The following is a 22,954-nucleotide window of genomic DNA, read 5'->3' as shown; positions in this document are numbered from 1 at the left end:
CTACGGCGCCTTGCGGGCGACGATGAACACGCGCGGGAAGGCGAGCAGGCGCCGCCCGTCGCTGCGCGGCGGGTAGGCGGCGTCGATCGCGCGGGTGTAGGCCGCCAGGAAGCCGGCCCGCTCCTCCGGATCCAGCGGGTCGAGGAACGGCCGGAGCCCGGTCGCGCTGACCCAGTCCACGATGGCGGCCGCGTCCGCCATGCGGTGGTGGTAGGCGGTGCGCCAGACATCGACCTCGGCGGCGCGCGGCGCCAGCAGGTCGTAGTAGGCGGCGGGTTCCAGCATCCGTCCGAGGCGGCCGGCCACGGCCGGATCGCCGATCGCGGCTGCCCAGGGACCGTCCGCCGCGACCGCGCGCATCAGGCGATGGGTCGGCTCGGCGAGGTTGTCGGGCATCTGCACGGCGAGCACGCCGCCCGGGGCGAGCAGACCGAACAGCCGCGGCAGCAGGCTCGCGTGGTCCGGCAGCCATTGCAGGACGGCGTTGGTGTAGATCAGGTCCGGCGCGCGCTCGGGCTGCCAGGTCGCGGCATCGGCCAGCGCGAAGGCGACGCCCGGGAGGCGGGCGCGGGCGCTCTCCAGCATGGCCGGCGAGGTGTCGAGGCCGATCACCTCCGCGTCGGGGTAGCGCGCCGCGATCAGCGCGGTGGAGTTGCCGGGCCCGCATCCGAGATCGTAGGCCAAACGCGGCGCGTCGAGGGGCACGCGGGCGAGGAGCTCGGCGGCGGGGCGGGTCCGCTCGTCCTCGAAGCGGGTGTAGAGGGCTGGGTTCCAGTCGGCCATCACACCCTCCCGTATCGATCCGTCAGCAGCCGAGCCGGTCGGCGAGATCCGCGAGATCCCGCGCCGCGTGGGTGACCGGCACCGTCGGCGCGGTCTCGCCGCCGGCCGGGCCGTGCTCGTGCGGGCGGGCGATGTGGGCGGTGGCGAGCCCGTGGCTTGCCGCCGCCGCGAGGTCGTTCGAGTGGGCGGCGACCATCATGGTCTCGCCGGCCGCGAAGCCGAAGGCCGCGACCGCGTCGCGGTAGAGCGCCGGCTTCGGCTTGTAGTCGCGGGAATAGCCAGCGCCGAGCACAGCGTCGAAGATCAGGCCGTTGCGGCGGGCGAGGTCGGCCATCAGCCGGACATGCCCGTTGGAGTTCGGTGCCAGGAGGTGCTTCTCGCGCAGGCGCCGCAGCGCGTCCGGCACCTCGGGCCACGCGTCGAGCCGGTGCCACGCCTGGACCAACTCGCCCCGCACGGCCTCGGAGACGCCCGCGAGGCCGAACTGCGCCAGCACGTCGGGCAGGGATTCGGCTTGCAGCGTGTCGAGGTCGACGAAGGGCCGGGCCCCGGAGCGCACCGTCTCCATCGAGGGATTGTACCGGGCGCGCCACGCGTCCGCGAAGGCGCCGGCATCGAGGTCCGGCGCGACGGGCGCGAGCAGCCGCGCCGCCTCGCGGGCGACGCCGGAGCGCCAGTCGACCAGCGTCCCGAAGACGTCGAAGACCAGCGCCCGGATTGTCACCGCACCGCCTGCAGGCTGGGACCGCGCCGGACGAAGCCGACGATGTCCTTGACCGCGTCCAGCGTCTGTGCCGCGATGGTCTCGGCCCGGGCGCCGCCATCGGCCAGCACGGCGTCGATGTGGCCCGGATCGGCGGTGAGGCGGCGCATCTCCTCGGCGATCGGCGCGAGGCTCGTCACCGCGAGGTCGGCCAGAGCCGGCTTGAAGGTCGAGAACTGCGCCCCGCCGAAGTCGCGGAGCACGTCCTCGCGGGTGATCCCGGCGAGTGCCGCGTAGATCCCCACGAGGTTGTCGGCTTCGGGCCGCTCCTTCAGGCCCGCCACCTCGGAGGGCAGGGGCTCGGGATCGGTCTTGGCCCGGCGGATCTTCTGGGCGATGGCGTCCGCGTCGTCCGTGAGGTTGATGCGGGCGTTGTCCGACGGGTCCGACTTCGACATCTTCTTGGTGCCGTCGCGCAGCGACATGACCCGGGCGGCCGGGCCGCCGATCAGCGGCTCCGTGATCGGGAAGAACGCGTCGCCGTGGCCGTGCGCCGTGATCGAGCCCGAGAAATCGGTGTTGAACTTCTGGGCGATGTCCCGGGTCAGCTCCAAGTGCTGCTTCTGGTCCTCGCCGACGGGGACATGGGTCGCCCGGTAGGCCAGGATGTCGGCCGCCATCAGCACCGGGTAGTCGTAGAGGCCGATCGAGGCGTTCTCCCGGTCCTTGCCGGCCTTCTCCTTGAACTGGGTCATGCGGTTCAGCCAGCCGAGGCGGGCGACGCAGTTGAACACCCAGGCGAGCTCGGCGTGCTGCGGCACCTGGCTCTGGTTGAACACGATCGAGCGCTTCGGATCGATGCCGGCGGCGAGGAAGGCGGCGGTGACCTCGCGGATCTGGCCGCGCAGGGCCTCGGGATCCTGCCAGACGGTGATCGCGTGCAGGTCGACCACGCAGTACAGGCACTGCGCGTCGCGCTCCTGCATCTCCACGAAGCGCTTCACCGCCCCGAGATAGTTGCCGAGGTGCAGGTTGCCGGTGGGCTGGACGCCCGAGAAGACCAATTCGGTGAACGCGGCCATCGGCGCCGATCCTGAGCGAGGGAAGACCGGGGCTCCGCGCCGTCCGGGCGCGCGGTTACTCGCACCCGTAGGCCGGAATGGTCAAGGACGCGCTCACGGCTCCCGCGTGGGCAGCTTCGCGCTGGGGCAGAGGTCGACCAGGACGCAGCGCCCGCAGGCCGGGCGATGATGATGGCAGACCTTCTGCCCGTGCAGCATCAGGATCTCGTGATTGTCGTAGAGGTCCTGCGCGCTCCAGTCCGCGGGGAGCTGCGCCCGCAGGATCGGGTGCGACGGGCCGACATCGACCCGCCTGCCGATCAGCCCGAGGCGCTGAGCGACCCGGTGATGGTGGCTGTCGACCGGCAGCGCCGGCATCCGCAGGGTGGAGAAGGACAGGACCGCCGCGCTGGTCTTCGGCCCGACGCCCGGGATCGCCTGCAGCCATTCCCGCGCCGCCTCGACCTCCATGTCGGCCAGGAAGGCGAGGTCGAGGCTGCCGTGCCGGTCGCGCAGGGCGCGGAGCACGTCGCGGATACGCGGCGCCTTCAGCTCCGGCCAAGTCACGCCCGCGATGGCGGCCTCGATCTCCGGCACGTCCGCGTCGAGGACCGCGCCCCAGTCGGGGAAGCGCGCCCGCAGCGCCTTGAAGGCCCGGCCGGATTCGGCATTGCGGGTCCGGTGCGACAGGAGCGACGAGACGAGCTCGCTGACCGGATCGAGGCTGTGGAAGTACGGGATCGGGCAGCCGTAGACCGGGCAGAGCCGCGCGTGGACGGCGAGCGCCTTCTCGGCCAGCGCCGGATCCGCGACGGCGGGGACCGCCTTGCGGCGTGAACGCGGGACGGTCGAGGATCTGAGGTCGGCGGCGGGCATGTCGGGCGAATCCGCCAGCCGCCGCCCCTGTTCCTGCCGGTACGGGGCAGCGGCGATCTGTCCGCATCGTCGGGTCCGCGCGCTTCCAGCGGCGAGCAGGGCGCGCTCTATTCCGAGGCGGTCGTCGCGACCGAAGGGCGCCGCCGCCGGCCCGCGCTCGCCTACTTCACCAGCGCGTAGATGTTCACGTCGAGGCTGTCGTCGGTGCTGTCCTTGAGGTCGGTGGCGTACTCCTCCACGAACCGGTCCTGCACGACGATGTCCTTGGCATCGAGGTAGGCGGTCAGCGTCTCGTAGGTGCTGTCGATCGCCTCGTAGGAGCCCTTGTGGGCGAAGCGCAGCGCCTTGCCGGAGGGCGTCGTGCCGAAGCGCAGGCCGTCGGTCTCGGCCGGTGCCGGGCTCGGCGCGGCCGCCACCGGGACCATCGCCTCGAACTCGAAGCCGTCGTCGTCCGTGCGGGTGAAGACCGCGAGCGGCCGGCCGGCCGGCGCGACGCCGAGCTTGGCGAGGTCGGCCTCGATCCGCGCGAAGGCCTGCTTCAGGTTCGGCACGGCCTCCTCCCACTTGGTCTTGCCGGACAGGATCGCGGCGGGCTTGGCCGGGAGGGTGACCTCGTCGACGTCGCCGGGCTCGCCGGCCTTCTCGATGAGCGTGGGCCGGCCGGGTGTCCCCGTGCTCGTGGCCGGGGACGTTCCCGCCGCAGACTGGCCCGCGGGCGGGGGCGCCACCGATTGCTGCGGGGCCGGGGCCGCGCTCTTGTCCGGGTCGGCGACCGGGTTCGGCGCGGTCGTGGTCGGCAGCGGGTTCGTCTGGGCCGGCGCGGGCGCCGTGGAGGGCGGCGGCGCGGGCTGCTGCTGGGCGGCGATCGGGCCGGCCGACGCGAGCACGAGGGCGGCCGAGAGGGCGACGAGCGGACGAAGGCGGATCACGTAGGGCGCTCCGGTCGAGGCCCGCGGATGATCGCGCGGGCTCCCGCGGCGTAACCTAGTGGCGAACGGGACGGCCCGCGAGGGCGCCGCGGACGAGAGCCGCGGGTGCGGCGCATCTGCCACGCCGTGGCACCCCTCGCGCCGGGCGGCGGCTTTTGCGATATAGCCCGCGCCCTCCTCCAACCGCGGGACCGCATGAGCGCACTCGCCCACAGACGCTTCCTGAAGATGCACGGCGCCGGCAACGCGATCGTGGTGCTGGACCTGCGCGGCTCCGCGGCGAAAGTCCGGCCCGAGGAGGCGCGGGCGATCGCCCAGGATCCCGGCTCGACCTTCGATCAGCTGATGGTCCTGCACGATCCCGTGAGCCCGGGCACGGACGCGTTCATGCGCATCTACAACACCGACGGTTCGGAATCGGGCGCCTGCGGCAACGGCACGCGCTGCGTCGCCTACGCGATGCTCGACGACCCGGCCATGGCGCGGCCGGCCGAGGGCGGCCGGCTCACCCTGGAGACCAAGGCCGGCCTGCTCGGAGTGCGCCGCGTCTCGGAGCGCGCCTTCACGGTCGATATGGGCCGGCCGCGGCTCGCCTGGGACGAGATCCCCCTGTCCGAGCCGTTCCCCGACACCCGGCGGATCGAGCTGCAGATCGGCCCGATCGACGACCCGATCCTGCACTCGCCGGGCGCCGTGAACATGGGCAACCCGCACGCGGTGTTCTTCGTGGAGCAGGATCCGGACAGCTTCGACCTCGCCCGGATCGGCCCGATGCTGGAGAACCACCCGCTGTTCCCGGAGCGCGCCAACATCTCGGTGGCGCAGGTGACGGGCCGCGAGGCGATCAAGCTCCGCGTCTGGGAGCGGGGGGCCGGGCTGACGCTCGCCTGTGGCACCGCCGCCTGCGCCACCGTGGTGGCCGCCTCGCGCCTGCGGAAGATCGGCCGACAGGCCAGCGTCGCGCTGCCGGGCGGCGAGCTGTTCGTCGAGTGGCGCGCCGACGACCACGTCCTGATGACCGGTCCGGTCGCGCTCGTCGCCGAGGGGACCCTGGCGCCGGAGCTGTTCGACAGCGCGGCCTGATGGCGGTCGAGACCCTCACCTTCGGCTGCCGCCTCAACACCGTCGAGTCCGAGGCCCTGAGGGCCCACGCGGCTGCGGACGGGCGCGACCGCGTGGTGGTGAACACCTGCGCGGTGACCGCCGAGGCCGGGCGGCAGGCCCGCAAGGCGATCCGGCGCATCGCCCGGGAGCGGCCCGCCGCCGAGATCGTCGTCACCGGCTGCGGCGCCGAGGTCGAGACGGAGGCCTACGCGGCCATGCCGGAGGTCGCGCGCCTCGTCGGCAACGCCGAGAAGCTGCGGCCGGAGGGCTGGTCGGCGGCCGCGACCGGCCCGGGCGCCGTCATGGCGGCGCGAACGGCCGAGCCGACGCGGGTCGAGGCGGTCGCCGGGCACACCCGTGCCTTCGTGCCCGTGCAGAACGGCTGCGACCACCGCTGCACCTTCTGCGTGATCCCGTTCGGGCGGGGCGTCTCCCGCTCGGTGCCGGAGGCGGACGTGATCGCGCAGGTCGAGACCCTCGTGGCCCGGGGCGGGCGCGAGGTGGTGCTGACCGGCGTCGACCTAACCGCCTACGGCCGCGACCTCGCCGGCCCGGCCCCGTCCCTCGGCGGCCTCGTGCGGGCGATCCTCCGGGCGGTGCCCGACCTCGCGCGCCTGCGCCTGTCCTCGATCGATTCTGTCGAGGCCGACGACGCCCTGATGGCGGCGATCGCCGAGGAGGAGCGGCTCATGCCGCACCTGCACCTGTCGCTGCAGGCCGGCGACGACCTGATCCTCAAGCGCATGAAGCGCCGGCACCTGCGCGCCGACGCGATCCGCTTCTGCGAGACGGTGCGGCGGCTGCGACCCGACATCGTGCTCGGCGCCGACCTGATCGCGGGCTTCCCGACCGAGACGGAGGCGCAGTTCGCCCGCTCCCTCGACCTCGTGGCGGAATGCGGCCTGACGCACCTGCACGTCTTCCCCTATTCCCCGCGTCCCGGCACGCCGGCCGCGCGCATGCCGCCGGTTGCGCCGGACGTGATCCGTGCGCGGGCGGCGCGGCTGCGCGAGGCGGGTGCGGGTGCCCTGCGGCGGCACCTCGACGCCCAGGTCGGCCGCCGCCTCACGGTGCTGGCGGAGCGCGGCGGCGTCGGGCGGAGTGTGGATTTCACGGCCGTGCGGCTGGCGGCCGATGAGGCGCCCGGGACGTTCCACAGCATCGCCATCGCGGGGCACGACGGGGCGCGGCTGATCGGCGCCTAGCGCCCGGTCTTCCTGGCCTGTGACGCTCCGTGCCGGCCCCGAAAGGACGGATGCGGTCCAGGCGCATGTTCAATCGTGCCCGCCGCCGTCTTTGCGAGCGGAGCGAAGCAATCCAGCGGCGCCAGGTCTCCCGATGTCGCGCTGCCCTGGGTCGCTTCGCTGCGCTCGCGATGATGCGAGGCTCACGCGCCCATCGTCGCCACGGCTTCGGCGACGTGCGGTGGGGGCGGCGCCGTCACCGTGATGGCCTCCCGTTTAGGATAAAGCGGGATCGACAGCGCCCGCGCGTGGAGGTGCAGCGCGCTCCCGCGGGGCGCGCCGCCGTAGACGGCGTCGCCCAGGATCGGCCAGCCGGAGGCGGCGCAGTGGACCCGGAGCTGGTGGGTCCGGCCGGTGACCGGCTTCAGCTCCAGCCAGGTCCGCCCGCCGGCGCGGCCGAGCACCCGCCAGTGCGTCAGCGACGGGTCCCCCGCGGGGTCGGCCTTCATCCACCATGAGCGCGGATCGTCCGAGCGGCGGGCCAGCGCCAGGTCGATTCTGCCTTCCTCCTCGGCGGGACCGCCGGCCACGATCGCCCAGTAGGTCTTGTCGACGGCGCTGCCGGAGAAGAGCTTCCCGAGCCGCGCCAGAGCCTTGGCGTGGCGGCCCAGCGCGAGGCAGCCGGAGGTGTCGCGGTCGAGCCGGTGCGCGGCCTCCGGCCGGCGGGGCAGGCCGAACCGGAGCGCGTCGAGGTGGTCGGTGAGCGTCTCGCCGCCGCGGGGGCCCGGATGGACCGGTAAACCCGCCGGCTTGTCGATGACGAGCAGCAGGGCATCGCGGTAGAGGAGGCGCGCGCCTATGTCGAAGGCGTTGGACATCCGGATCGGCTAGAGGGTCGGTGTCGGCGGGGCAAGGTGGGGCGAGGACGCGATTTCATGGCGAGCGAGGAGAAGCCCGGCTGGTTCGGACGCCTGTTCGGGCGCAAAGGCCAGCCCGCGCCCGAGGACAGAGCCGAGAATCAGGCCGAGGACAAGCCCGAGGCCGAGCTTCCGGCCGGGGCGGCCTCGCCCTCCGAGGGGGAGCCGGACTTCGCCACCGCCGCGGAAGATGTCACCCACGTCCCGCTGCCGCCCGAGGAGACCGGGGAGCCGGTCCCGGACGCTGTCGAGGGTGCGGACCTGCTGCCCGTGGAGGGCGAGCCGGAGCGTCCGCCGGCCGGCACCGCCGGTGACGATCCCGCGCACGGCGCCGACCCGGTCGATACGGGTGATATGAACCGCGAGTCGGTGGTGGAGCCGGCTGCCGACGTGCAGCCCGAGATTCAACCCGATTCCCAGCCCGACATCCAGCCGGTCGACAGCGCCGCGGCCCTCGCGCACGACGCCGGCGCCGGGCCGGACCGCGAGCCGGAGGCCAAGGGCTGGTGGAGCCGCCTCACCTCCGGGATGAAGCGGACCTCGTCGGCGCTGTCCGACCGGGTCACGGGCCTGTTCACCAAGCGCAAGCTCGACGCCACGACCCTTGAGGATCTGGAGGACGCCCTGATCCAGGCCGATTTCGGCCTGGAGACCGCGATGCGGGTCTCGGAGGCCGTCGGCAAGGGCCGCTACGAGAAGGGCATCTCGCCCGACGAGGTCCGGGCGATCCTGGCCGCGGAGGTGGAACGGGCGCTGGAGCCGGTTGCGGTGCCGCTGACGATCGACGCCGCTAGGAAGCCCTTCGTGATCCTGACGGTCGGCGTGAACGGCGCCGGCAAGACCACGACGCTCGGAAAGCTCGCCTCGAAGCTGCGGGCGGAGGGGCGCACCGTGATGCTCGCGGCCGGCGACACCTTCCGCGCGGCGGCGATCGACCAGCTCAAGGTCTGGGGTGCGCGCACCGGTACGCCGGTGGTGAGCGGCGCGCAGGGGGCGGACGCGGCGGGCCTCGCCTTCGACGCCCTGAAGCAGGCGGGCGCCGCCGGCACCGACGTGCTGCTGATCGACACCGCCGGCCGGCTCCAGAACAAGGCCGGCCTGATGGCCGAGCTGGAGAAGATCGTCCGCGTCCTGCGCAAGCAGGACCCGGAGGCGCCGCACGCCACGCTCCTCGTCCTCGACGCCACGGTCGGCCAGAACGCGCTCAGCCAGGTGGAGCTGTTCTCGCAGGCCGCGCCGGTCTCGGGCCTGGTGATGACCAAGCTCGACGGCACCGCCCGGGGCGGCATCCTGGTGGCACTGGCGGCGAAGTTCGGCCTGCCGGTGCACTTCATCGGCGTCGGCGAGGGCGTGGAGGATCTGGAGCCCTTCGCGGCCCGCGACTTCGCCCGGGCGATCGCCGGGCTGGAGAAGGATTAGGCGGCGGCCGCTCGAAGGTCTCAGGTGCGCGATGTCATGGACATCGCGCGCTCCGCGTTCCACACACCCCGGCGAATCCCGTCCGACGCTCTCAGCCGACCGTGAGCGCCGCAGCCGAGCCAACCGAGCGTATGCAGATCGAATCCGTCCCCCCGCACCGCCACCTGCCGCCGCTCGTGAAGCTGGCGCTGGAACTCGGGCCGCTGGTGCTGTTCTTCCTCGGCAACGCCTATTCCGAGAAGTTCGGCGTCGCCCCGGACCAGAAGCTGTTCGTGGCCACGGGCGTGTTCATCGCGGCGACCGTGGTGGCTCTGGCGATCCACTACGTGATGGTGCGCCGCCTGCCGATCATGCCGCTCGTGTCCGGCGTGGTGGTGGTGGTGTTCGGCGGCCTGACTCTGGCGCTGCAGGACAAGACCTTCATCATGGTCAAGCCGACCATCGTGAACGCCCTGTTCGGCACCGTGCTGCTCGGCGGCCTCGTGTTCGGGCGCTCGCTGCTGTCGGTGGTGCTCGACTCGATGTTCAGCTTGACCGACGAGGGCTGGCGGAAGCTCACCTTCCGCTGGGGCGTGTTCTTCTTCGTGCTGGCGGCGATCAACGAGCTGGTCTGGCGGACCCAGACGGAGGATTTCTGGGTCAACTTCAAGGTGTTCGGCATCATGCCGATCACCGTGCTGTTCGCCCTCGCGCAGACGCCGCTGCTCACCCGCTACGAGCGCAAGAAGGCGCAGCCGGAGGCGTGACGCCTACTGCGCCGCCGCGACCTTGCCGGCCGCGCGGATGCGGGCGAGCACGCTGGAAAAATTCTCCGGCGTGAGGATGCCGACCAGCTTGTCGCGGATCACGCCGTCGGGCCCGATGATGAAGGTCTCGGGCACGCCGTAGACGCCGAAATCGATCGCCGCGCGGCCGCCGGCATCGGCTCCCACCGCGCTGAACGGCACGCCGTGCCGGGTCAGGAAGCGCTGGCCGGCCTCGGGGTTCGGCTCCTTGTAGTCGATCCCCACGAGCCGGATGCCGGGCTCCTTCGCCAGCCGCATCAGCATCGGGTGCTCCACCTGGCAGGGCGCGCACCACGAGGCGAAGACGTTGAGCACCGTGATCTGGCCCTTGAGGTCCGCGCTCGACAGGCCGGGCACGGGCGCGCCGTTGGCGGTCAGCCCCGGCACCGCGGGCAGGTCGAAGCGCGGGACCGGCTTGCCGATCATCGCGGAGGGGAGGGCGGCCGGGTCGGCGCCGGAGCGCAGGCGCAGGAACAGCACGGCGGCGAGCGCCGCGAAGACGAGCGCCGGCAGGATCAGCAGCAGCGAGCGGCGGACCGGCGGTGTCCGGCCGGCGGTGTCGTCGAGGGGCGCGCTCATCGCCGGTCCTCGCCGAAGCCCCTGAGGGCGCGCCGCTGCGCCCGTCGGTCGCGCAGGGCGTTGCCCACGAGGGCGACCATCACCACCGCCGTGAACGCGTAGGCGGCCAGGATGAAGCCGCCGTGAGACCCGAGATCCATCGCGGTCCTCCTAGACCGGCTGCCCGACCGGCATCGCGGCCGGTGTCGGGGTGAGGCGCGGCTGGGCGCGGTCGAGGCGCTCGGCCTCGCGGATCGTCAGCGTCCGCACCCGGCGGCGCATGATCTCGGTGCGCATCGCGTAGAGGTGCAGGGTCGTCCCGCCGAGGGTCGCGGCGGCGATCATGACCAGCAGCGGGTGGAGCATCGAGGGATCGATGGTGGAGCCGCCCATGCGCAGGATCGAGGCCGGCTGATGAAGCGTCGACCACCAGTTCACCGAGAACTTGATGATCGGCAGGTTCACGGCGCCGACCAGCGTCAGGATCGCCACCGCGCGCGCGGCGCGGTTCGGATCCTCCAGGGTCCGCCACAGGGCGATGATGCCGCAGTAGATCAGCAGCAGGATCAGCATGGAGGTCAGGCGCGCGTCCCAGACCCAGTAGGTACCCCACATGGGCTTGCCCCACAGCGAGCCGGTCACGAGGCAGATCAGCGTGAAGGCGGCCCCGATCGGCGCGGCCGCCCGCTGGGCGACGTCGGCCAGCGGGTGGCGCCAGACCAGGGTTCCGATCGCCGACACGCTCATCGCGCCGTAGAAGAACACGCCGAGCCACGCCGCCGGGACGTGGATGTACATGATCCGCACCGTCTCGCCCTGCTGGTAGTCGGGCGGCACCACGAAGAAGGTCTGGTACAGGCCCAGGGCCAGCACGCCGAGGGACAGGGCCGTCAGCCACGGCACGAGCGCCCCCGACCACCGCATGAAGTGGCTGGGGTTCGACAGGCGGGTCCAGAGGGAAGGCGTCATCGCGGCAGCTGTCTCGGACATCGTGGAAGCGGTCTAGCCTAGGGTGCGGTGCAGCAACAATGCGGGTCGGCGGCGCAGGCGGCGGGGGTGCCGCAATGGCATCGTGCGCCGGGCCGGAACCCGTTGGGCCTTCGGATCCGAAAAGCTGCTGTACGACTGCGCCGACAACGAGCCGTCTTCCTGAGACATCCGCGACGCACGCGCTCTCCCGCACGGGAGCGGGGACCCGCGCCACGCCCGCACGTGTCCGACGATGACGCACGTCCGCGGCCGCAGCTTTTCGCGTCCGAGCCTTGCGCATCGCGGGCGGATTGCGCATATAGATGTGAACAAAAAGAGAACGGAAGAGCGTCCCCGATAAAAGCTGTGGACGACGCGACCTCACCCTGACGGACCGAGCGCCCCATGCGAACCGCCGACAAGCAGATCGCCGACATCCTCGTCCGCTACGGCGAGCCCTTCGGGGGCAACGTCTGGCGCGTCCAGGGAACCGCCGTCATCTATCACAAGACCCTGGAGCGCATCGCCGCCCAGGCCGGCATCGTGTTCGGGCCGCCGACCGTCATCCGGGCCGAGCGCGACGAGGCCGTGATCCTGGTGACCGGCCGGCTGCCCGGCGCGAAGCCCGGGACCGAGCGGGTCGAGTGGTCCATGGGCGAGGCGCTGGTCAACGTGAACTACCGCGTCTCGGGCAAGCAGGCGGCCTACGTCTACGCCATGGCCGAGAAGCGCGGGAAGGACCGCGTCATCCTCAAGCTCATCGAGCTGCACGGCCTCGTCTACTCCGAGGAGGAGGCCGACGAGTTCCGGGCCCATCAGGTCCCGGTCCGGGCCGTCGACGAGGATTTCGAGGAGGCGCCCGCCTTCGACGAGGTGACCGAGGCCGAGGGCGACCTCAAGCGCCGCATCGACGAGGCCGAGACCATCAACGCCGTCACCGACCTGATGCTGGACGGCGCCACCCAGGCCGTCCTGGCGACGATGCCGCTCGGCACCCGCGACGAGGTGCGCGACTACGCCAAGGCCCGCCTCGTGGCGCTGGGCTGGCCGAAGCGCGCCGGACGCCGCAGCGCCGCCTGATCCCGCTTCCACCCCCACCGAAGGAGACCGCCATGCATCGCGCGACGAGCCGCCGCACCATGAAGGCCCGCCGGGATTCCCACCACGGCTGGAGCATCGAGACGCTGTCGTACAGCCCGACGCGGATCGTCCGCCTCGGCGCCGAGAAGGTCGCGATCCTGTTCCCCCCGGTCGAGCCCGGCGCGGCCTGGCAGCTCTACCCGCATCCCGACACGTTCCCGGGCCTGAACTTCGAGGGCCTGCCCGAGCCGCTGCGCCCGGAATTTCTCGCCTTCCCGGACCTTCCGGAGGTCGAGCGGTTCCTCGGCATCCGCGACGCCGAGCCCGCCGCCCTCGCGGCGTGACGCGGGCGATCAGGGCGCCGGCCGCGGTGCGCCGCGATGGAGCGCCTCGGCCTCGTCGGTGAAGGTGCCGTCGGGGCTGTGCAGGACGAGGGGCGGCAGCAGGCTAAGCAAGGCGCGGCTGCCGCGGGTCGCCGCGATCAGCACGCGGATCGCGGGCACGTCGCCGCGGGGATGGACCGGGCGGATCGCCAGCCCGCCGTAGCGGCCCCGGAGCGCGTCGAGGCAGGCCGGGAGGGCGTCCGCCCGGTGGATGAGGCCCAGGCGCCCGCCGGGCCGCAGGATCGCCGTGCAGGCGCGGATCCAGGCGTCGAGATCGCCGCCCGCGAAGGTGTGGGCGGCGGCGCGGCCCGGATGCGGCGAGGCGCGGTGATCGCCGGCCGCGAAGAACGGCGGGTTGGTGAGCACGACGTCGAAACTGTCCGGCAGCAGACCGGCGGCGCGGCGTTCCGCCGCGGGGGCCAGCACGTCGGCGACCACGATCCGCGCGTCGATGCCGTTGAGGGCCGCGTTGGCGCGGGCCAGATCGGCGAGTGCCGGGTCGCGCTCGACCAGGGTCGGCCGGAGCCCCGGCGCCAGGGCCGCGCAGGCGAGGCCGACGGCGCCGGTCCCGGCGCCGACGTCGCAGAGCCGGTCCCCGGCGCGCGGCGCGAGCAGCCGGGCGAGCAGCACCGCGTCGGTCCCGGCGCGGTGCGCCCCCCGCGGCGGCTGGTGCAGGCGCAGGCGGCCGCCGAGGAAGGGATCGGCGCCGCTGTCGGCCTCGGCGGTCACGGCTGGCGCAGCTCGTGGGCGATGCCGGCATCGGTCAGCAGGCGGCGGGCCTGGGCCTCGTGGTCGCGCGGCACGAGGAGGCGCTGACCGAAGACGCCGATCGACCCCTCCATCAGGCTCATGTGACTGTCGGCCACGAGGACCGGGATCTCGGCCGCCTCGAGGACCGAGCGGGCGAACCCGATCAGCACGACGTCGTTGGCCCGGATCAGCTCGATCATCGCGGCGCGGCTCCGGAACAGGCGGGGATCGGCGGTTTCGTCGCGTGAGATCCGCGCTGGCGACACCCCATATCCGGCCGGCGACGATGTTGCGGCGCCGCGGGGCGCGTGCGAAGGGATCGCCCGCCCCCTGCGGGGCGACCGGTCTGGAGGTCACGGATCTTGGGTATGGCCCTCTCCATCGAGAATCCGAAGCCCGAGGCGGAGGCGGGGCTCAACGACCTCGTCGCGCTGGTGGCCGACGGCATGGCGCGGGTCAACACCACGATCCTGTCGCGGACGGGATCGGACGTGGCGATGATCCCCGAGGTCGCCAACCATCTGATCGCCTCCGGCGGCAAGCGCCTGCGCCCGATCCTGACCCTGGCCTGCGCCCGGCTCTGCGGCTACGCGGGCGCCACCGACGGCGACGTGAAGCTCGCCGCCAGCGTCGAGTTCATGCACACCGCCACGCTCCTCCACGACGACGTGGTCGACGAGAGCGACATGCGCCGCGGCCGCGTCGCGGCCCGGATCAAGTGGGGCAACGAGGCCTCCGTGCTGGTCGGCGACTTCCTGCTCGGCCAGGCCTTCCGGATGATGGTGGAGGTCGGCTCGCTCAAGGCGCTCGACATCCTCTCGGCCGCCGCCACGGTGATCGCCGAGGGCGAGGTGATGCAGCTCACCAACGCCAAGAACCTGGAGACCGACGAGGCCGCCTACCTCGCGGTGATCCGCGGCAAGACCGCCGAGCTGTTCGCCGCCGCCTGCGAGGTCGGGCCGGTGCTCGCCGGCCGGTCCGAGGCCGAGCAGGCGGCCGCCCGGTCCTACGGGATGAATCTCGGCATCGCCTTTCAGTTGATCGACGACGTGCTCGACTACGGCGGCACCTCCGCGGAGCTCGGCAAGAACGTCGGCGACGATTTCCGCGAGGGCAAGATCACCCTGCCGATCGTGCTGGCCTATCGCCGGGCCAGCGAGGGCGAGCGCGGCTTCTGGCGGCGCACCCTGCAGCAGGGCGAGATCGGCGAGACCGACCTGGAGACCGCCCTCGACCTCCTGCAGCGCCACGGCGCCCTGGAGGAGACCGTGGCCCGCGCCCACCATTACGGCGCCGAGGCCCGGGCCGCCCTCGACATCTTCCCGGACGGGCCCGTCAAGGCGGCGCTCCTCGGGGCCGTCGAGTTCTGCGTGGCGCGGGCGCGCTGAGGGCGGGCGCTCTCGGCTCCCGCGTCGACGGCGACCGACCTCCGCCAGCTTGACGGCGCGCGTCGGCCTCACCGCGTCACGGGCCCGAGGGCCTCGGTGAGGGCGGGGGCGAGGTCGCGCAGCTCCGCGAGATGCGCGTCCGTGAGGGTCCGCAGCAGGGCCTCGGCGCGCGGCGTCAGCGACAGCTCGCTGCGCCGCCTGTCCTCGACGGCGCGGGTCTTGGTCAGCAGGCCGGCCTCCACCATGCGGGAGACCAGCTCGGCCGCGCTGTGGGGGGCGATGAGCAGCTGCTCGGCCAGCAGGCCGACCGTGGCGGGCGCGCGCCCGACGTGGCCCGCGAGCGTCAGCAGCGCCTGATGCTGCTGCGGCGGCAGCCCCGCCCGGGCCGCCGCGGCCTCGCTGAACGCCAAGAAGCGGCGGAGACGGAAGCGGAAATCCGCCAGCGCCGCGTACTGCTCCCGCGACAGTGCCGCCGTTCCGGGGGCATCGGCCTCCATGATCGCCTCCGTGGTGAATCGTCCGAGCCGCCGATGCTGCGTCGTATCGGCAGTCCTGTCCCGGCTGCAACGGTCGAGCCATTGTCGAATATATCGGATCACGACATAAGTGCCGCCGCGACGAAAGGAGGCCCTGATGATCGGCGGGACTGGGAGCGGGAGCGGGGACGGCAGGCCGTCGCGGCGGGCGCTGGGAGATTTCAGCGCGGACCGGCGGGTCCTGACGCTGGCCGGCATGGCGGTCGTCACCGGGACCGCCGCCAGCGGCACCGCCTGGATCCTGCTCACGCTGATCGGCGTCGTGACCAACCTCGCTTGGTACGGCCGGCTCGACGCCGACCTGACCTCCCTGGCCGGCGCGGCGCCGGGGCCCTGGATGGTGGCGATCCCGGTGATCGGGGCGCTGATCGTCGGCGCCATGGCGCGCTACGGCTCGGAGAAGATCCGCGGCCACGGGATCCCGGAGGCGATGGAGGCGATCCTGATCGGCGGCAGCCGGATGTCGCCCAAGGTCGCCGTGCTCAAGCCGCTCTCCTCGGCGGTGGCGATCGGCACCGGCGGCCCGTTCGGCGCCGAGGGGCCGATCATCGTGACGGGCGGCGCGGTCGGCTCGCTCTTCGCCCAGTTCTTCCATCTCAGCGCCGCCGAGCGGAAGACCCTGCTGGTGGCGGGCGCGGCGGCCGGAATGACCGCCATCTTCGGGACGCCCGTGGCGGCCGTGCTGCTCGCCGTGGAGGTCCTGCTGTTCGAGTGGCGGCCGCGCAGCCTCGTCCCGGTGACCGTCGGGGCGGTCACCGCGGCCTGCTGGCGGCCGGCCCTGTTCGGCGCCGGCCCGCTCTTCCCCTTCGCCGACAATCCGGCCCTGCCCTGGTGGGGGCTGCCCGCCTGCGCGCTGCTCGGGGTCGCATGCGGCCTGATCTCGGGGGCGCTGACCCGGGCGCTCTACGCGCTGGAGGACGGTTTCGGGCGGCTTCCCCTCCACTGGATGTGGTGGCCCGCCCTCGGCGCCGTCGTGGTCGGGCTGGGCGGCCTCGTGGAGCCCCGGGCGCTCGGCGTCGGCTACGACGTCATCAACGACCTGCTCTCCGGCCACATGCTGGCGAGCGCCGTCGTGCTGATCCTCGTGGTGAAGGCGGTGATCTGGCTCGCCGCCCTGTCGTCGGGCACGTCCGGAGGCGTGCTCGCGCCGCTGCTGATCCTCGGCGGCGCCGTCGGCTGGCTGATCGGCCTCCTCTTGCCGGGCGCCCACGGCTTCTGGGCGCTCATCGGCATGGCGGCGATGCTCGGCGGCACCCTGCCGGCGCCGCTGACCGGCGTCGTCTTCGCCGTCGAGGTGACCGGCGACGTCGCCGCCCTGGCGCCGCTGCTCGCCGCCACCATGGCGGCCTACGCGGTGACCGTCCTCCTCCTCAAGCGCTCGATCCTGACCGAGAAGATCGCCCGGCGCGGGCAGCACGTGACCCGGGAATACGGGATCGATCCCTACGAACTCGCCCGGGTCGAGGCGGTGATGACCCGCACGGTCGAGACCCTCGACGCGAACCTGCCCCTGGCCGACGCCCTCGCGGCGATCGAGACCGGTGCCCACCACGCCTATCCGGTGGTCGACGGCGCGGGCCGGCCCGTGGGTCTCGTCTCGCGCAGCGACGCCCTGCGCTGGACCCTGGAGGAGCGCGACGGCGAGGCCGAGGCGGGCACCCTCGGCGAGCGCGTCTCTGACGCCGATCTCGCCGTCGTCCATCCGGGCGACGTGGTCTCGCACGCCCTCGACGTGATGCTGTCGGCCGGGCAGGGGCGCCTGCCGGTCACCGATCCGCGCACCGGCGGCCTCGTCGGGCTCCTGACCCGCAAGGACCTGCTCCAGGTGCGCGCCACCGTGGTTCGGGCCGAAGCCGAGCGTCGCGCGTTCTACCGGAAGGGGCGGGGTGAGCGGCGCGCGCGGATCGAAGCATGACCCTGAACCTGCACCGTCCCGGCCGGACCACCCGCCTCGATCGGCTCGCGCCGGGCAGCGTCTACCTGATCGCCGGCCGGGACGGGCCGGATCTCGCCCTCGTCGTGCAGCGTGAGGGACGTCGGGAGGCCCTGCTGCTGAACCGCCGTCACGCCGGCGACGGCCACCTGCGGGTCGCGTCCGAGATCGCTCCCGAGGCCGACGTGCTGGCGCTGCCGGGGGCCGTCCTGGCGCCGAGCGGCGCCCTCGCGGACGTCGCCCTCGGCGTCACCGCCGCTCCGGCCGCGCTCCACCTCGGCGACGGCCGGGCGTATCTGCGCGGACGCATCTCGGACGGCCGGCTCGCGACCTTCGATGTCGGGACCGGTCGGGCCAGCGCGATCGATCCCGGCGACCTGCCGCGGGCGCGCGGCTGGCGCGTGATGGTGCCCGAGGGTCGCGGCGTCGTGACGGTGTACGAGGCGGAGCCCGGCTGAACGCCGCCCGCGGGCCGGGTCAGCGCAGGAATGTCGGCGCCACCCACCATCCCGGATGGGCGGCGCGCAGGGCGGCGGCGGCCCGGACGGCCGCGCGCCGGTCGGCGAACAGCGCGAAAACGGTCGCGCCGGAGCCCGACATCCGCGCGAGGCGGCAGCCCTGGGCGCGGAGGGCCGCCAGCGCGTCGCCGATCACCGGCGCCACGGTCAGGGCCGGCGCCTCCAGATCGTTGCGGGCCCCGGCCAGGGCCCGGAGCAGCGGGTCGCTCGCCATGGCCCGCGGGATCGTCGGGTGCGGCGCGCCCGCGAGATCCTGGCCGACGCTCAGGCCCAGCGCCTTGAAGACCGGGGCGGTGGGCACCGGAACGCCGGGATTGATCAGCACCGCGGGCAGCGGTGCGAGGCCGAGGACCGGCCCGATCGCCTCGCCCGCACCGCGCATCATCCGGGCCCGCGGGTCGAGGCAGACCGGCACGTCGGCGCCGGTCTCCCGCGCCACCGCGCCGACGGCCTCGTGGTCGAGGGGCAGCCCGTTGAGGCGCGCCAGCAGGCGCAGGGCCGCGGCGGCGTCGGAGGAGCCGCCGCCGATCCCCGCCGCGACCGGCAGGCGCTTCACCAAGTGGAAGGCGCCCACGCGCAGGCTCGGCACTCGCGCGGCGAGCCCCCGGGCGGCCCGCAGGACGAGGTTGTCGTCCGTCGGGCCGGCGGGGCCGGCGGTGGGGCCGCTGACGGTCAGGCTGAGCGGTGCCGCGGGATCCAGCGTCAGGCGGTCGGCCGTGCCCGCGAAGGCGACGAGGCTCTCGAGCACGTGGTAGCCGTCACCGACGCGGCGGCCGAGGACGTGGAGTGTCAGGTTGACCTTGGCGGGGGCGCGATCGGCGAGCAGGGTCACGGGGTCTCGGTCGGGTCGTGGCGATGTGTCCCGAGGCTCTACAGGCTCGCGGCCCGGAACAACAGCTCAGCTGCCGCCCCCGCCGAACACCCGGCGCGGCCGGTCGGGCCGGGCGTCGTTCGGGCGGATCACGGTCAGATCCTCGGCGAGTCCACCAGCCCGTCGCGTCCCGCGAGGCTCGACAGGGCGCCGGAGCGTCGGAGCCTCAGGATGCGGTGGTCCGCCAGGGGGCACGCCGCCGCCGATCCGCGCGGACCGGGCGCCCCGGCCTGCGGCCTGGGCGCCGCGCGATGGAGTCCGGGCCGTGGTGCCGGCGGATCCGATCCTCTAGGCTGTCGCGCATCATGGCGTTCACCGAATCCGTCGCCGCGGCGCTCCCGTGCCAGCGCCATCTCTTCGAGATGCCCGCCGACGTCAGCTACCTCGACGCCGCCGCCTGGTCGCCGCTGCCGCGGGCCGTGCGCGCGGCGGGCGAGGCGGGGATCCTGGTCAAGAGCCGTCCCTGGGACCATCCCCGCACGGCGGTCCCGCCCTGGGCCGAGCGGGCGCGCGCTGCGGCCGCCCGGCTGATCGGCGCCGGCTCGGACGAGATCGCGATCGTCGGCGCGGTCAGCCACGCCATGGCGGTGGCCGCCCGCAACCTGACCCTGAGGCCGGGCGGGCGCCTGCTCCGCGTGGCCGACGAGTTTCCGTCCCTGCGCTTCGCCTTCGATCGGCTGGCCGACCGGCAGGGTCTGGTGGTGGAGGAGGTGCCGCGCCCCCCGGACGGCGACTGGACCGCGGCGGTCGCGGCCGCGATCGACCGGCCGGGCGCCCCGCCGCTCGCCCTCGCCACCCTGACCCCGCTGCACTGGACCGACGGCAGCCTGATCGACCTCGATCGGCTCGCTCCCGCGGTCCACGCCGCCGGTGCGGCCCTGGTGATCGACGCCACGCAGGCCGTGGGCGCCGTGCCGGTCGACGTCGCCCGGTGGCGTCCGGACTTCCTGGCCTTCCCGACCTACAAGTGGGCTCTCGGACCGTACGGTCTCGCCTTCCTGTACGCAGCGCCGCACCGGCAGGACGGGGCGGCCATCGAGGAGCATATCGGGAACCGCCCGCCGGCCGCCGGTGCCCGCCGCTACGACCGGGGCGAGCTCAACGATCCGGTCGCGCTGTTCATGGCCGTGACCGGGCTGGAGCAGATAGCCGAATGGGGCGTGCCGGCCGTCGCCGCCCGGCTGCGCGGGCTGACGGACCGCTTGGCGGACGGGGCCGCCGGCCTCGGCCTGGCGCCGTTGCCGGCTTCCCTGCGGGCGCCGCACATCCTCGGTCTGCGGCCGCCCGTGGGTCTGCCGACGGGCCTCGTCGATCGCCTGCAGCGGGACCGGGTCTACGTGAGCGAGCGCTCCGGCGCGCTGCGCATCAGCCCGCACGTCTGGGCGGACGAGGACGACCTCGCGCGCTGCCTTGCCGCACTGTCCGGTGCCTTCCGGGGGATCACCTGAGACGGTCCGGAAACGGACGCTCCGGCATGAGCGCCGGGCCGGGAGAGAGTCGCGAGACGATGCCGCGCCGCCGAATGCTTCCCGGCGCCGGCGCCCGGCCCGCGCGCCCACACGGAGACCGTCCACCCCCACATGACCGATTCGATGCCGCGTCCCGGTGATCGGCTCCGGCTCCCGGGCGCCGGCCGCCTCCGCCTGCCCGGACCGATGCGTGCCGTCCTCTCGGGGCGGTTCGCCGTGATCCTGTCGGGCGAGCTGACCCAGAGCCTGTTCCACTTCCTCCTCAACATCCTGCTGGTGCGCGCGCTCGGCGCGCACGATTACGGCCTGTTCGCCATCGTCTTCGCGGTCGGGGCGGTCGGCATCACCTACATCCGGGCCCTGGTGGCGGTCCCGGCGACGATCCACGTCGCCCGGAGCCTGGGGCGTCCGGCGGCGCTCGGCTACGACGTGATGTTCGGCTCGGGCGCGGTGCTGGTCTCCGGCCTCATGGCGGTCGCCGTCGGCCTTCTGCTGATCCCGGTGATCGGCCTCGGCGCCCTCGCGGCCGGGGCTTTCGTGGGCCTCTACGCCTTCCGCAGCTACCTGCGGATCGTGCTCCTCGCCCGCGGCCGGCCCCGGATCGCCGGCCTGAGCGACCTGGTCTACGCGGTCTGCGGCGGTCTCCTCGTCGCGCGCTGGCTGAACGGGGAGGGCACGGCCCTTCTCGATCGGGCCTTCGCGGCGATCGCGCTCGCGCACGCGGTCGCGATCGCGGTGGCCTACGCGGCGCTGCGCGAGCGGATCCGCTTCTCGCTGCACGCGCGGGCGCGCGCCCGCTACCGGGCCATCTGGCGGACCCTGGCGTGGTCGCTCGCCGGCGTCACCAGCCTGACGGTCCAGGGTCAGGGGCTGACCCTGCTGCTGGCGCTCCTGGCCGGGCCCGCCGCCTACGCGCCGATCGCCGCCACGATCGTGCTCTACGCGCCGCTGCGCATCCCCGCGAGCGCGCTGCTGAACATGATCCTGCCCGAGATCAGCCGGTTGCTCGCGGCCGGGCAGGTCGATGCCGCCCGCCGGCTCGTCGTCCGCAACGGAATCCTGCTCGGCAGCGCCTGTCTCGCCTACGGGGCGGTGATGGCGGCCGCCCTGCCGCTGGTCGAGGACATCCTGTTCAAGGGTCGGTTCGCCGCGCAGCCGATGGGCTGGATCGGGCTCGGTGTCTGGGCGGTGGTGACCGTGTCGCTGCTCTACGCGATCCCGCGGGCCTATCTCGAGGCCTCGGCGGCGTTCCGGACCATCACGGCGGGCGCGGTGGCGAGCGCCGCCCTCGGGATGGCCGTGATGGTGCCGGTGCTGCTGCTGCTGCCGCCCGCCACCGCGCTCGCCGGCCTGCTGGCCTCCGAGGTTGCGACGCTGGTCTGGTCGGTCTCGGCCTTCCGGACCCTGGCGCGGCGCCCGGGACCGGCGCGACCCCTCGGCGCCGCGTGACCGGCCCGTCGCTCAGCGCAGCGCGAGCAGGGCCGGCGCCAGTCTCCGCAGCGCCGGCGTCCGGCTGTAGACCCAGAGCGGGTTGTGCTGGACCACGTCGGTGCACAGGCCGCGCTTGAACTCGAAGACGGGCCGGTTCGCCGCCGGATCGATGCCGCCGAAATCGAAGACCCGGCAGCCCTCTTCCTTCGCTCGCTCCACGAAGCGCCAGACCGCGAGGGTCGCGGCGCCCGTCGCGCGGGCCCGCTCGTTCGAGGCCGTGTAGAAATCCGTGCAGCGGCTGTCCGACAGGTGCGCGATCCGCACGAGGACGCGCCGTCCGTTCTCGCGGACGTCGAGGAACAGCAGGTGCTCGTCCTCGGCCGCGATGTCGCGGTAGGCCTGCGGCTGCAGCGTCGTGGCGAAGCCCTTGCGCTCGCGCAGGGCCGCGAACATCGCGGTGAAGTCGTCGAAGGCTTCGAGGCGCTCGGCCCTGTCCTCGAGGAAATGCGTCGTCACCTCGGCGTTCCGCTCGGCCTTGCGCAGGGCCTTGCGCCAGCGCGGCTCCATGCCGGCCTGGATGGCGTCGAGATCCTGGGTCAGGTCGAGCTCGAGGGTGTGGTCGGGCGCGCCGATCACCGGGGCGAAGCCGTGCATCAGCAGCGCCAGCGTCGCGTCGCGGGTCTCGAACTGCTCGTAGTCGACGGCGAGGACGTCGAGCCGGCCGAGCGCGAGGTGGTCGATGAACGCGGCGAACACCGCCTCCGCGCGGTGCGCGCCCGCGGCGGTCAGCAGCGGGCCGCCCTGGACGTGGATGAACCGCGCCGGCCCCTTCCGGCGCGTCTGCCACTGGACGAAGGCGAGGTCCGCGCCGTCGCCGGACACGACCGCCCGCCGCACCTCCAGGCCGCGCCGCGCCTTGTAGGTGCCCCAGGGGCTGCCGCAATAGATGTTGGCGCCCGGGCAGGCCCAGACCCGCCGGTCCCAGTCCAGGGCATCCGCGGTCTCCTGAACCGCGAGCTTGGCCGCCATGTCGCTCCTCGTCCTCGCGCCCCGTCCCGGCCGGGCAGGGTTTCCCGCGCCGCACGCCTCATCGGTCAGGCGCCACCGCAATGCATCCTCGCGCGGCCGATCGTCCACAGGGTGACGGTGGCCGCGCGGGTCGGTTTCCGCTGCGTCGCGAGCGGGGCTCCGGTACCCGGGCGGCCGGGGCCGGTGAGGGGACGAGCCCGGGCCGGTCGTTGCGCGGCGCCGGCAGCAGGGCCGGCCGCGGCGCTTGGCCACGGACCGCGGGCGAGCAGGAGGTCGTC

Annotated in this window: 25 protein-coding genes; 11 read left to right on the top strand and 14 right to left on the bottom strand. The window is 73.7% G+C overall.

The window, feature by feature from the left end; translation table 11 throughout:
* The 5 genes from tam to H288_RS0100920 all read right to left on the bottom strand — a co-directional run bounded on the left by tam (position 1) and on the right by H288_RS0100920 (position 4,352).
* Positions 1-783, bottom strand: coding sequence for a trans-aconitate 2-methyltransferase (tam, locus tag H288_RS0100940; RefSeq protein WP_020090719.1), 783 nt, complete (start codon positions 781-783; stop codon positions 1-3).
* Positions 784-805: 22 nt separating this feature from the next.
* The gene (locus H288_RS0100935; RefSeq protein WP_020090718.1) at positions 806-1,507 is read right to left on the bottom strand and encodes a haloacid dehalogenase type II; all 702 of its coding nucleotides are present in this window, start codon (positions 1,505-1,507) and stop codon (positions 806-808) included.
* Positions 1,504-2,568: a tryptophan--tRNA ligase gene (gene trpS, locus H288_RS0100930; protein ID WP_020090717.1), complete on the bottom strand. Its 1,065-nt coding sequence runs from the start codon at positions 2,566-2,568 to the stop codon at positions 1,504-1,506. The genes H288_RS0100935 and trpS overlap by 4 nt, the downstream gene beginning before the upstream one ends.
* 93 nt (positions 2,569-2,661) lie before the next feature.
* A complete protein-coding gene (locus tag H288_RS0100925; RefSeq protein ID WP_020090716.1) occupies positions 2,662-3,423 on the bottom strand; it encodes a (Fe-S)-cluster assembly protein in 762 nt (253 codons plus the stop codon).
* Positions 3,424-3,584: 161 nt separating this feature from the next.
* Positions 3,585-4,352: a GyrI-like domain-containing protein gene (locus H288_RS0100920; protein ID WP_020090715.1), complete on the bottom strand. Its 768-nt coding sequence runs from the start codon at positions 4,350-4,352 to the stop codon at positions 3,585-3,587.
* A gap of 195 nt (positions 4,353-4,547) precedes the next feature.
* Between H288_RS0100920 and dapF the strand changes: the two genes are divergently transcribed.
* Together dapF and mtaB are read left to right on the top strand one after the other, a co-directional pair.
* Positions 4,548-5,435: a diaminopimelate epimerase gene (gene dapF, locus H288_RS0100915; RefSeq protein ID WP_020090714.1), complete on the top strand. Its 888-nt coding sequence runs from the start codon at positions 4,548-4,550 to the stop codon at positions 5,433-5,435.
* A complete protein-coding gene (mtaB, locus tag H288_RS0100910; RefSeq protein WP_020090713.1) occupies positions 5,435-6,661 on the top strand; it encodes a tRNA (N(6)-L-threonylcarbamoyladenosine(37)-C(2))-methylthiotransferase MtaB in 1,227 nt (408 codons plus the stop codon). Before dapF ends, mtaB begins: the two co-directional genes overlap by 1 nt.
* 182 nt (positions 6,662-6,843) lie before the next feature.
* On the opposite strand, the gene H288_RS0100905 is transcribed toward mtaB, so the two are convergent.
* Entirely contained in the window at positions 6,844-7,518 is a 675-nt protein-coding gene (locus H288_RS0100905) for an RluA family pseudouridine synthase (RefSeq protein ID WP_020090712.1), read from the bottom strand.
* A gap of 57 nt (positions 7,519-7,575) precedes the next feature.
* On the opposite strand from H288_RS0100905, the gene ftsY reads away from it, so the two are divergent.
* Together ftsY and H288_RS0100895 are read left to right on the top strand one after the other, a co-directional pair.
* The gene (ftsY, locus tag H288_RS0100900; RefSeq protein ID WP_020090711.1) at positions 7,576-8,976 is read left to right on the top strand and encodes a signal recognition particle-docking protein FtsY; all 1,401 of its coding nucleotides are present in this window, start codon (positions 7,576-7,578) and stop codon (positions 8,974-8,976) included.
* Between the two features lie 131 nt (positions 8,977-9,107).
* Positions 9,108-9,722 (top strand): septation protein A, encoded by a 615-nt coding sequence (locus H288_RS0100895; protein ID WP_020090710.1) that lies wholly within the window; start codon positions 9,108-9,110, stop codon positions 9,720-9,722.
* Positions 9,723-9,725: 3 nt separating this feature from the next.
* On the opposite strand, the gene H288_RS0100890 is transcribed toward H288_RS0100895, so the two are convergent.
* The 3 genes from H288_RS0100890 to H288_RS0100880 are packed head-to-tail and all read right to left on the bottom strand — an operon-like array spanning position 9,726 to position 11,288.
* A complete protein-coding gene (locus H288_RS0100890; RefSeq protein ID WP_020090709.1) occupies positions 9,726-10,340 on the bottom strand; it encodes a DsbE family thiol:disulfide interchange protein in 615 nt (204 codons plus the stop codon).
* Positions 10,337-10,480 carry a heme exporter protein CcmD gene (gene ccmD, locus H288_RS0100885; RefSeq protein ID WP_020090708.1) on the bottom strand — a complete coding sequence of 48 codons (144 nt, stop codon included), beginning with the start codon at positions 10,478-10,480 and terminating at the stop codon, positions 10,337-10,339. Before ccmD ends, H288_RS0100890 begins: the two co-directional genes overlap by 4 nt.
* Positions 10,481-10,490: 10 nt before the next feature.
* The gene (locus H288_RS0100880; RefSeq protein WP_026604551.1) at positions 10,491-11,288 is read right to left on the bottom strand and encodes a heme ABC transporter permease; all 798 of its coding nucleotides are present in this window, start codon (positions 11,286-11,288) and stop codon (positions 10,491-10,493) included.
* Positions 11,289-11,693: 405 nt separating this feature from the next.
* Between H288_RS0100880 and H288_RS0100875 the strand changes: the two genes are divergently transcribed.
* Together H288_RS0100875 and H288_RS0100870 are read left to right on the top strand one after the other, a co-directional pair.
* A complete protein-coding gene (locus H288_RS0100875; RefSeq protein ID WP_020090706.1) occupies positions 11,694-12,368 on the top strand; it encodes a hypothetical protein in 675 nt (224 codons plus the stop codon).
* Positions 12,369-12,400: 32 nt separating this feature from the next.
* On the top strand, positions 12,401-12,712 hold the full coding sequence (locus tag H288_RS0100870) for a hypothetical protein (RefSeq protein WP_020090705.1): 312 nt from the start codon (positions 12,401-12,403) through the stop codon (positions 12,710-12,712).
* A 9-nt stretch (positions 12,713-12,721) separates the two neighbouring features.
* Here the strand turns inward: H288_RS0100870 and H288_RS0100865 are convergent, their stop codons facing one another.
* Positions 12,722-13,480, bottom strand: coding sequence for a methyltransferase (locus H288_RS0100865; protein WP_020090704.1), 759 nt, complete (start codon positions 13,478-13,480; stop codon positions 12,722-12,724).
* Positions 13,477-13,701 (bottom strand): DUF2007 domain-containing protein, encoded by a 225-nt coding sequence (locus H288_RS0100860; RefSeq protein WP_026604550.1) that lies wholly within the window; start codon positions 13,699-13,701, stop codon positions 13,477-13,479. Before H288_RS0100860 ends, H288_RS0100865 begins: the two co-directional genes overlap by 4 nt.
* 168 nt (positions 13,702-13,869) lie before the next feature.
* On the opposite strand from H288_RS0100860, the gene H288_RS0100855 reads away from it, so the two are divergent.
* The gene (locus tag H288_RS0100855; RefSeq protein WP_020090702.1) at positions 13,870-14,889 is read left to right on the top strand and encodes a polyprenyl synthetase family protein; all 1,020 of its coding nucleotides are present in this window, start codon (positions 13,870-13,872) and stop codon (positions 14,887-14,889) included.
* A gap of 68 nt (positions 14,890-14,957) precedes the next feature.
* Here the strand turns inward: H288_RS0100855 and H288_RS0100850 are convergent, their stop codons facing one another.
* Positions 14,958-15,386, bottom strand: coding sequence for a helix-turn-helix domain-containing protein (locus tag H288_RS0100850; protein WP_020090701.1), 429 nt, complete (start codon positions 15,384-15,386; stop codon positions 14,958-14,960).
* Between the two features lie 136 nt (positions 15,387-15,522).
* Between H288_RS0100850 and H288_RS0100845 the strand changes: the two genes are divergently transcribed.
* Complete coding sequence (locus tag H288_RS0100845) at positions 15,523-17,340, top strand: chloride channel protein (protein ID WP_020090700.1); 1,818 nt, start codon at positions 15,523-15,525, stop codon at positions 17,338-17,340.
* Entirely contained in the window at positions 17,337-17,816 is a 480-nt protein-coding gene (locus H288_RS0100840; protein ID WP_020090699.1) for a hypothetical protein, read from the top strand. The genes H288_RS0100845 and H288_RS0100840 overlap by 4 nt, the downstream gene beginning before the upstream one ends.
* Positions 17,817-17,835: 19 nt before the next feature.
* Here the strand turns inward: H288_RS0100840 and H288_RS0100835 are convergent, their stop codons facing one another.
* Entirely contained in the window at positions 17,836-18,708 is an 873-nt protein-coding gene (locus H288_RS0100835; protein WP_020090698.1) for a 4-(cytidine 5'-diphospho)-2-C-methyl-D-erythritol kinase, read from the bottom strand.
* A 344-nt stretch (positions 18,709-19,052) separates the two neighbouring features.
* Here H288_RS0100835 and H288_RS0100830 point away from each other — a divergent pair, with 344 nt between their 5' ends.
* Both H288_RS0100830 and H288_RS0100825 read left to right on the top strand, forming a co-directional pair.
* Positions 19,053-20,195 (top strand): aminotransferase class V-fold PLP-dependent enzyme, encoded by a 1,143-nt coding sequence (locus H288_RS0100830; protein WP_020090697.1) that lies wholly within the window; start codon positions 19,053-19,055, stop codon positions 20,193-20,195.
* A gap of 207 nt (positions 20,196-20,402) precedes the next feature.
* Positions 20,403-21,665: a membrane protein gene (locus tag H288_RS0100825; RefSeq protein ID WP_043712014.1), complete on the top strand. Its 1,263-nt coding sequence runs from the start codon at positions 20,403-20,405 to the stop codon at positions 21,663-21,665.
* Between the two features lie 12 nt (positions 21,666-21,677).
* On the opposite strand, the gene H288_RS0100820 is transcribed toward H288_RS0100825, so the two are convergent.
* Positions 21,678-22,676: a GNAT family N-acetyltransferase gene (locus H288_RS0100820; RefSeq protein ID WP_020090695.1), complete on the bottom strand. Its 999-nt coding sequence runs from the start codon at positions 22,674-22,676 to the stop codon at positions 21,678-21,680.
* Positions 22,677-22,954 lie beyond the last annotated feature (278 nt).

The sequence above is a fragment of the Methylobacterium sp. 285MFTsu5.1 genome (assembly GCF_000383455.1).
Taxonomy (GTDB): domain Bacteria; phylum Pseudomonadota; class Alphaproteobacteria; order Rhizobiales; family Beijerinckiaceae; genus Methylobacterium.
Note: the sequence above shows the minus strand (reverse complement) of the source record. Positions and strands in the feature narration are given on the sequence as shown.

Coding starts and splice junctions, on each gene's coding strand:
- H288_RS0100890 (WP_020090709.1), bottom strand. CDS start 10,340: ATGAGCGCGCCCCTCGACGACACCGCCGGCCGGACACCGCCGGTCCGC.
- H288_RS0100845 (WP_020090700.1), top strand. CDS start 15,523: ATGATCGGCGGGACTGGGAGCGGGAGCGGGGACGGCAGGCCGTCGCGG.
- H288_RS0100925 (WP_020090716.1), bottom strand. CDS start 3,423: ATGCCCGCCGCCGACCTCAGATCCTCGACCGTCCCGCGTTCACGCCGC.
- H288_RS0100840 (WP_020090699.1), top strand. CDS start 17,337: ATGACCCTGAACCTGCACCGTCCCGGCCGGACCACCCGCCTCGATCGG.
- H288_RS0100880 (WP_026604551.1), bottom strand. CDS start 11,288: ATGACGCCTTCCCTCTGGACCCGCCTGTCGAACCCCAGCCACTTCATG.
- ccmD (WP_020090708.1), bottom strand. CDS start 10,480: ATGGATCTCGGGTCTCACGGCGGCTTCATCCTGGCCGCCTACGCGTTC.
- H288_RS0100860 (WP_026604550.1), bottom strand. CDS start 13,701: ATGATCGAGCTGATCCGGGCCAACGACGTCGTGCTGATCGGGTTCGCC.
- tam (WP_020090719.1), bottom strand. CDS start 783: ATGGCCGACTGGAACCCAGCCCTCTACACCCGCTTCGAGGACGAGCGG.
- H288_RS0100905 (WP_020090712.1), bottom strand. CDS start 7,518: ATGTCCAACGCCTTCGACATAGGCGCGCGCCTCCTCTACCGCGATGCC.
- H288_RS0100830 (WP_020090697.1), top strand. CDS start 19,053: ATGGCGTTCACCGAATCCGTCGCCGCGGCGCTCCCGTGCCAGCGCCAT.
- H288_RS0100870 (WP_020090705.1), top strand. CDS start 12,401: ATGCATCGCGCGACGAGCCGCCGCACCATGAAGGCCCGCCGGGATTCC.
- H288_RS0100895 (WP_020090710.1), top strand. CDS start 9,108: ATGCAGATCGAATCCGTCCCCCCGCACCGCCACCTGCCGCCGCTCGTG.
- H288_RS0100820 (WP_020090695.1), bottom strand. CDS start 22,676: ATGGCGGCCAAGCTCGCGGTTCAGGAGACCGCGGATGCCCTGGACTGG.
- H288_RS0100875 (WP_020090706.1), top strand. CDS start 11,694: ATGCGAACCGCCGACAAGCAGATCGCCGACATCCTCGTCCGCTACGGC.
- dapF (WP_020090714.1), top strand. CDS start 4,548: ATGAGCGCACTCGCCCACAGACGCTTCCTGAAGATGCACGGCGCCGGC.
- H288_RS0100825 (WP_043712014.1), top strand. CDS start 20,403: ATGCGTGCCGTCCTCTCGGGGCGGTTCGCCGTGATCCTGTCGGGCGAG.
- trpS (WP_020090717.1), bottom strand. CDS start 2,568: ATGGCCGCGTTCACCGAATTGGTCTTCTCGGGCGTCCAGCCCACCGGC.
- H288_RS0100850 (WP_020090701.1), bottom strand. CDS start 15,386: ATGGAGGCCGATGCCCCCGGAACGGCGGCACTGTCGCGGGAGCAGTAC.
- ftsY (WP_020090711.1), top strand. CDS start 7,576: ATGGCGAGCGAGGAGAAGCCCGGCTGGTTCGGACGCCTGTTCGGGCGC.
- H288_RS0100855 (WP_020090702.1), top strand. CDS start 13,870: ATGGCCCTCTCCATCGAGAATCCGAAGCCCGAGGCGGAGGCGGGGCTC.
- mtaB (WP_020090713.1), top strand. CDS start 5,435: ATGGCGGTCGAGACCCTCACCTTCGGCTGCCGCCTCAACACCGTCGAG.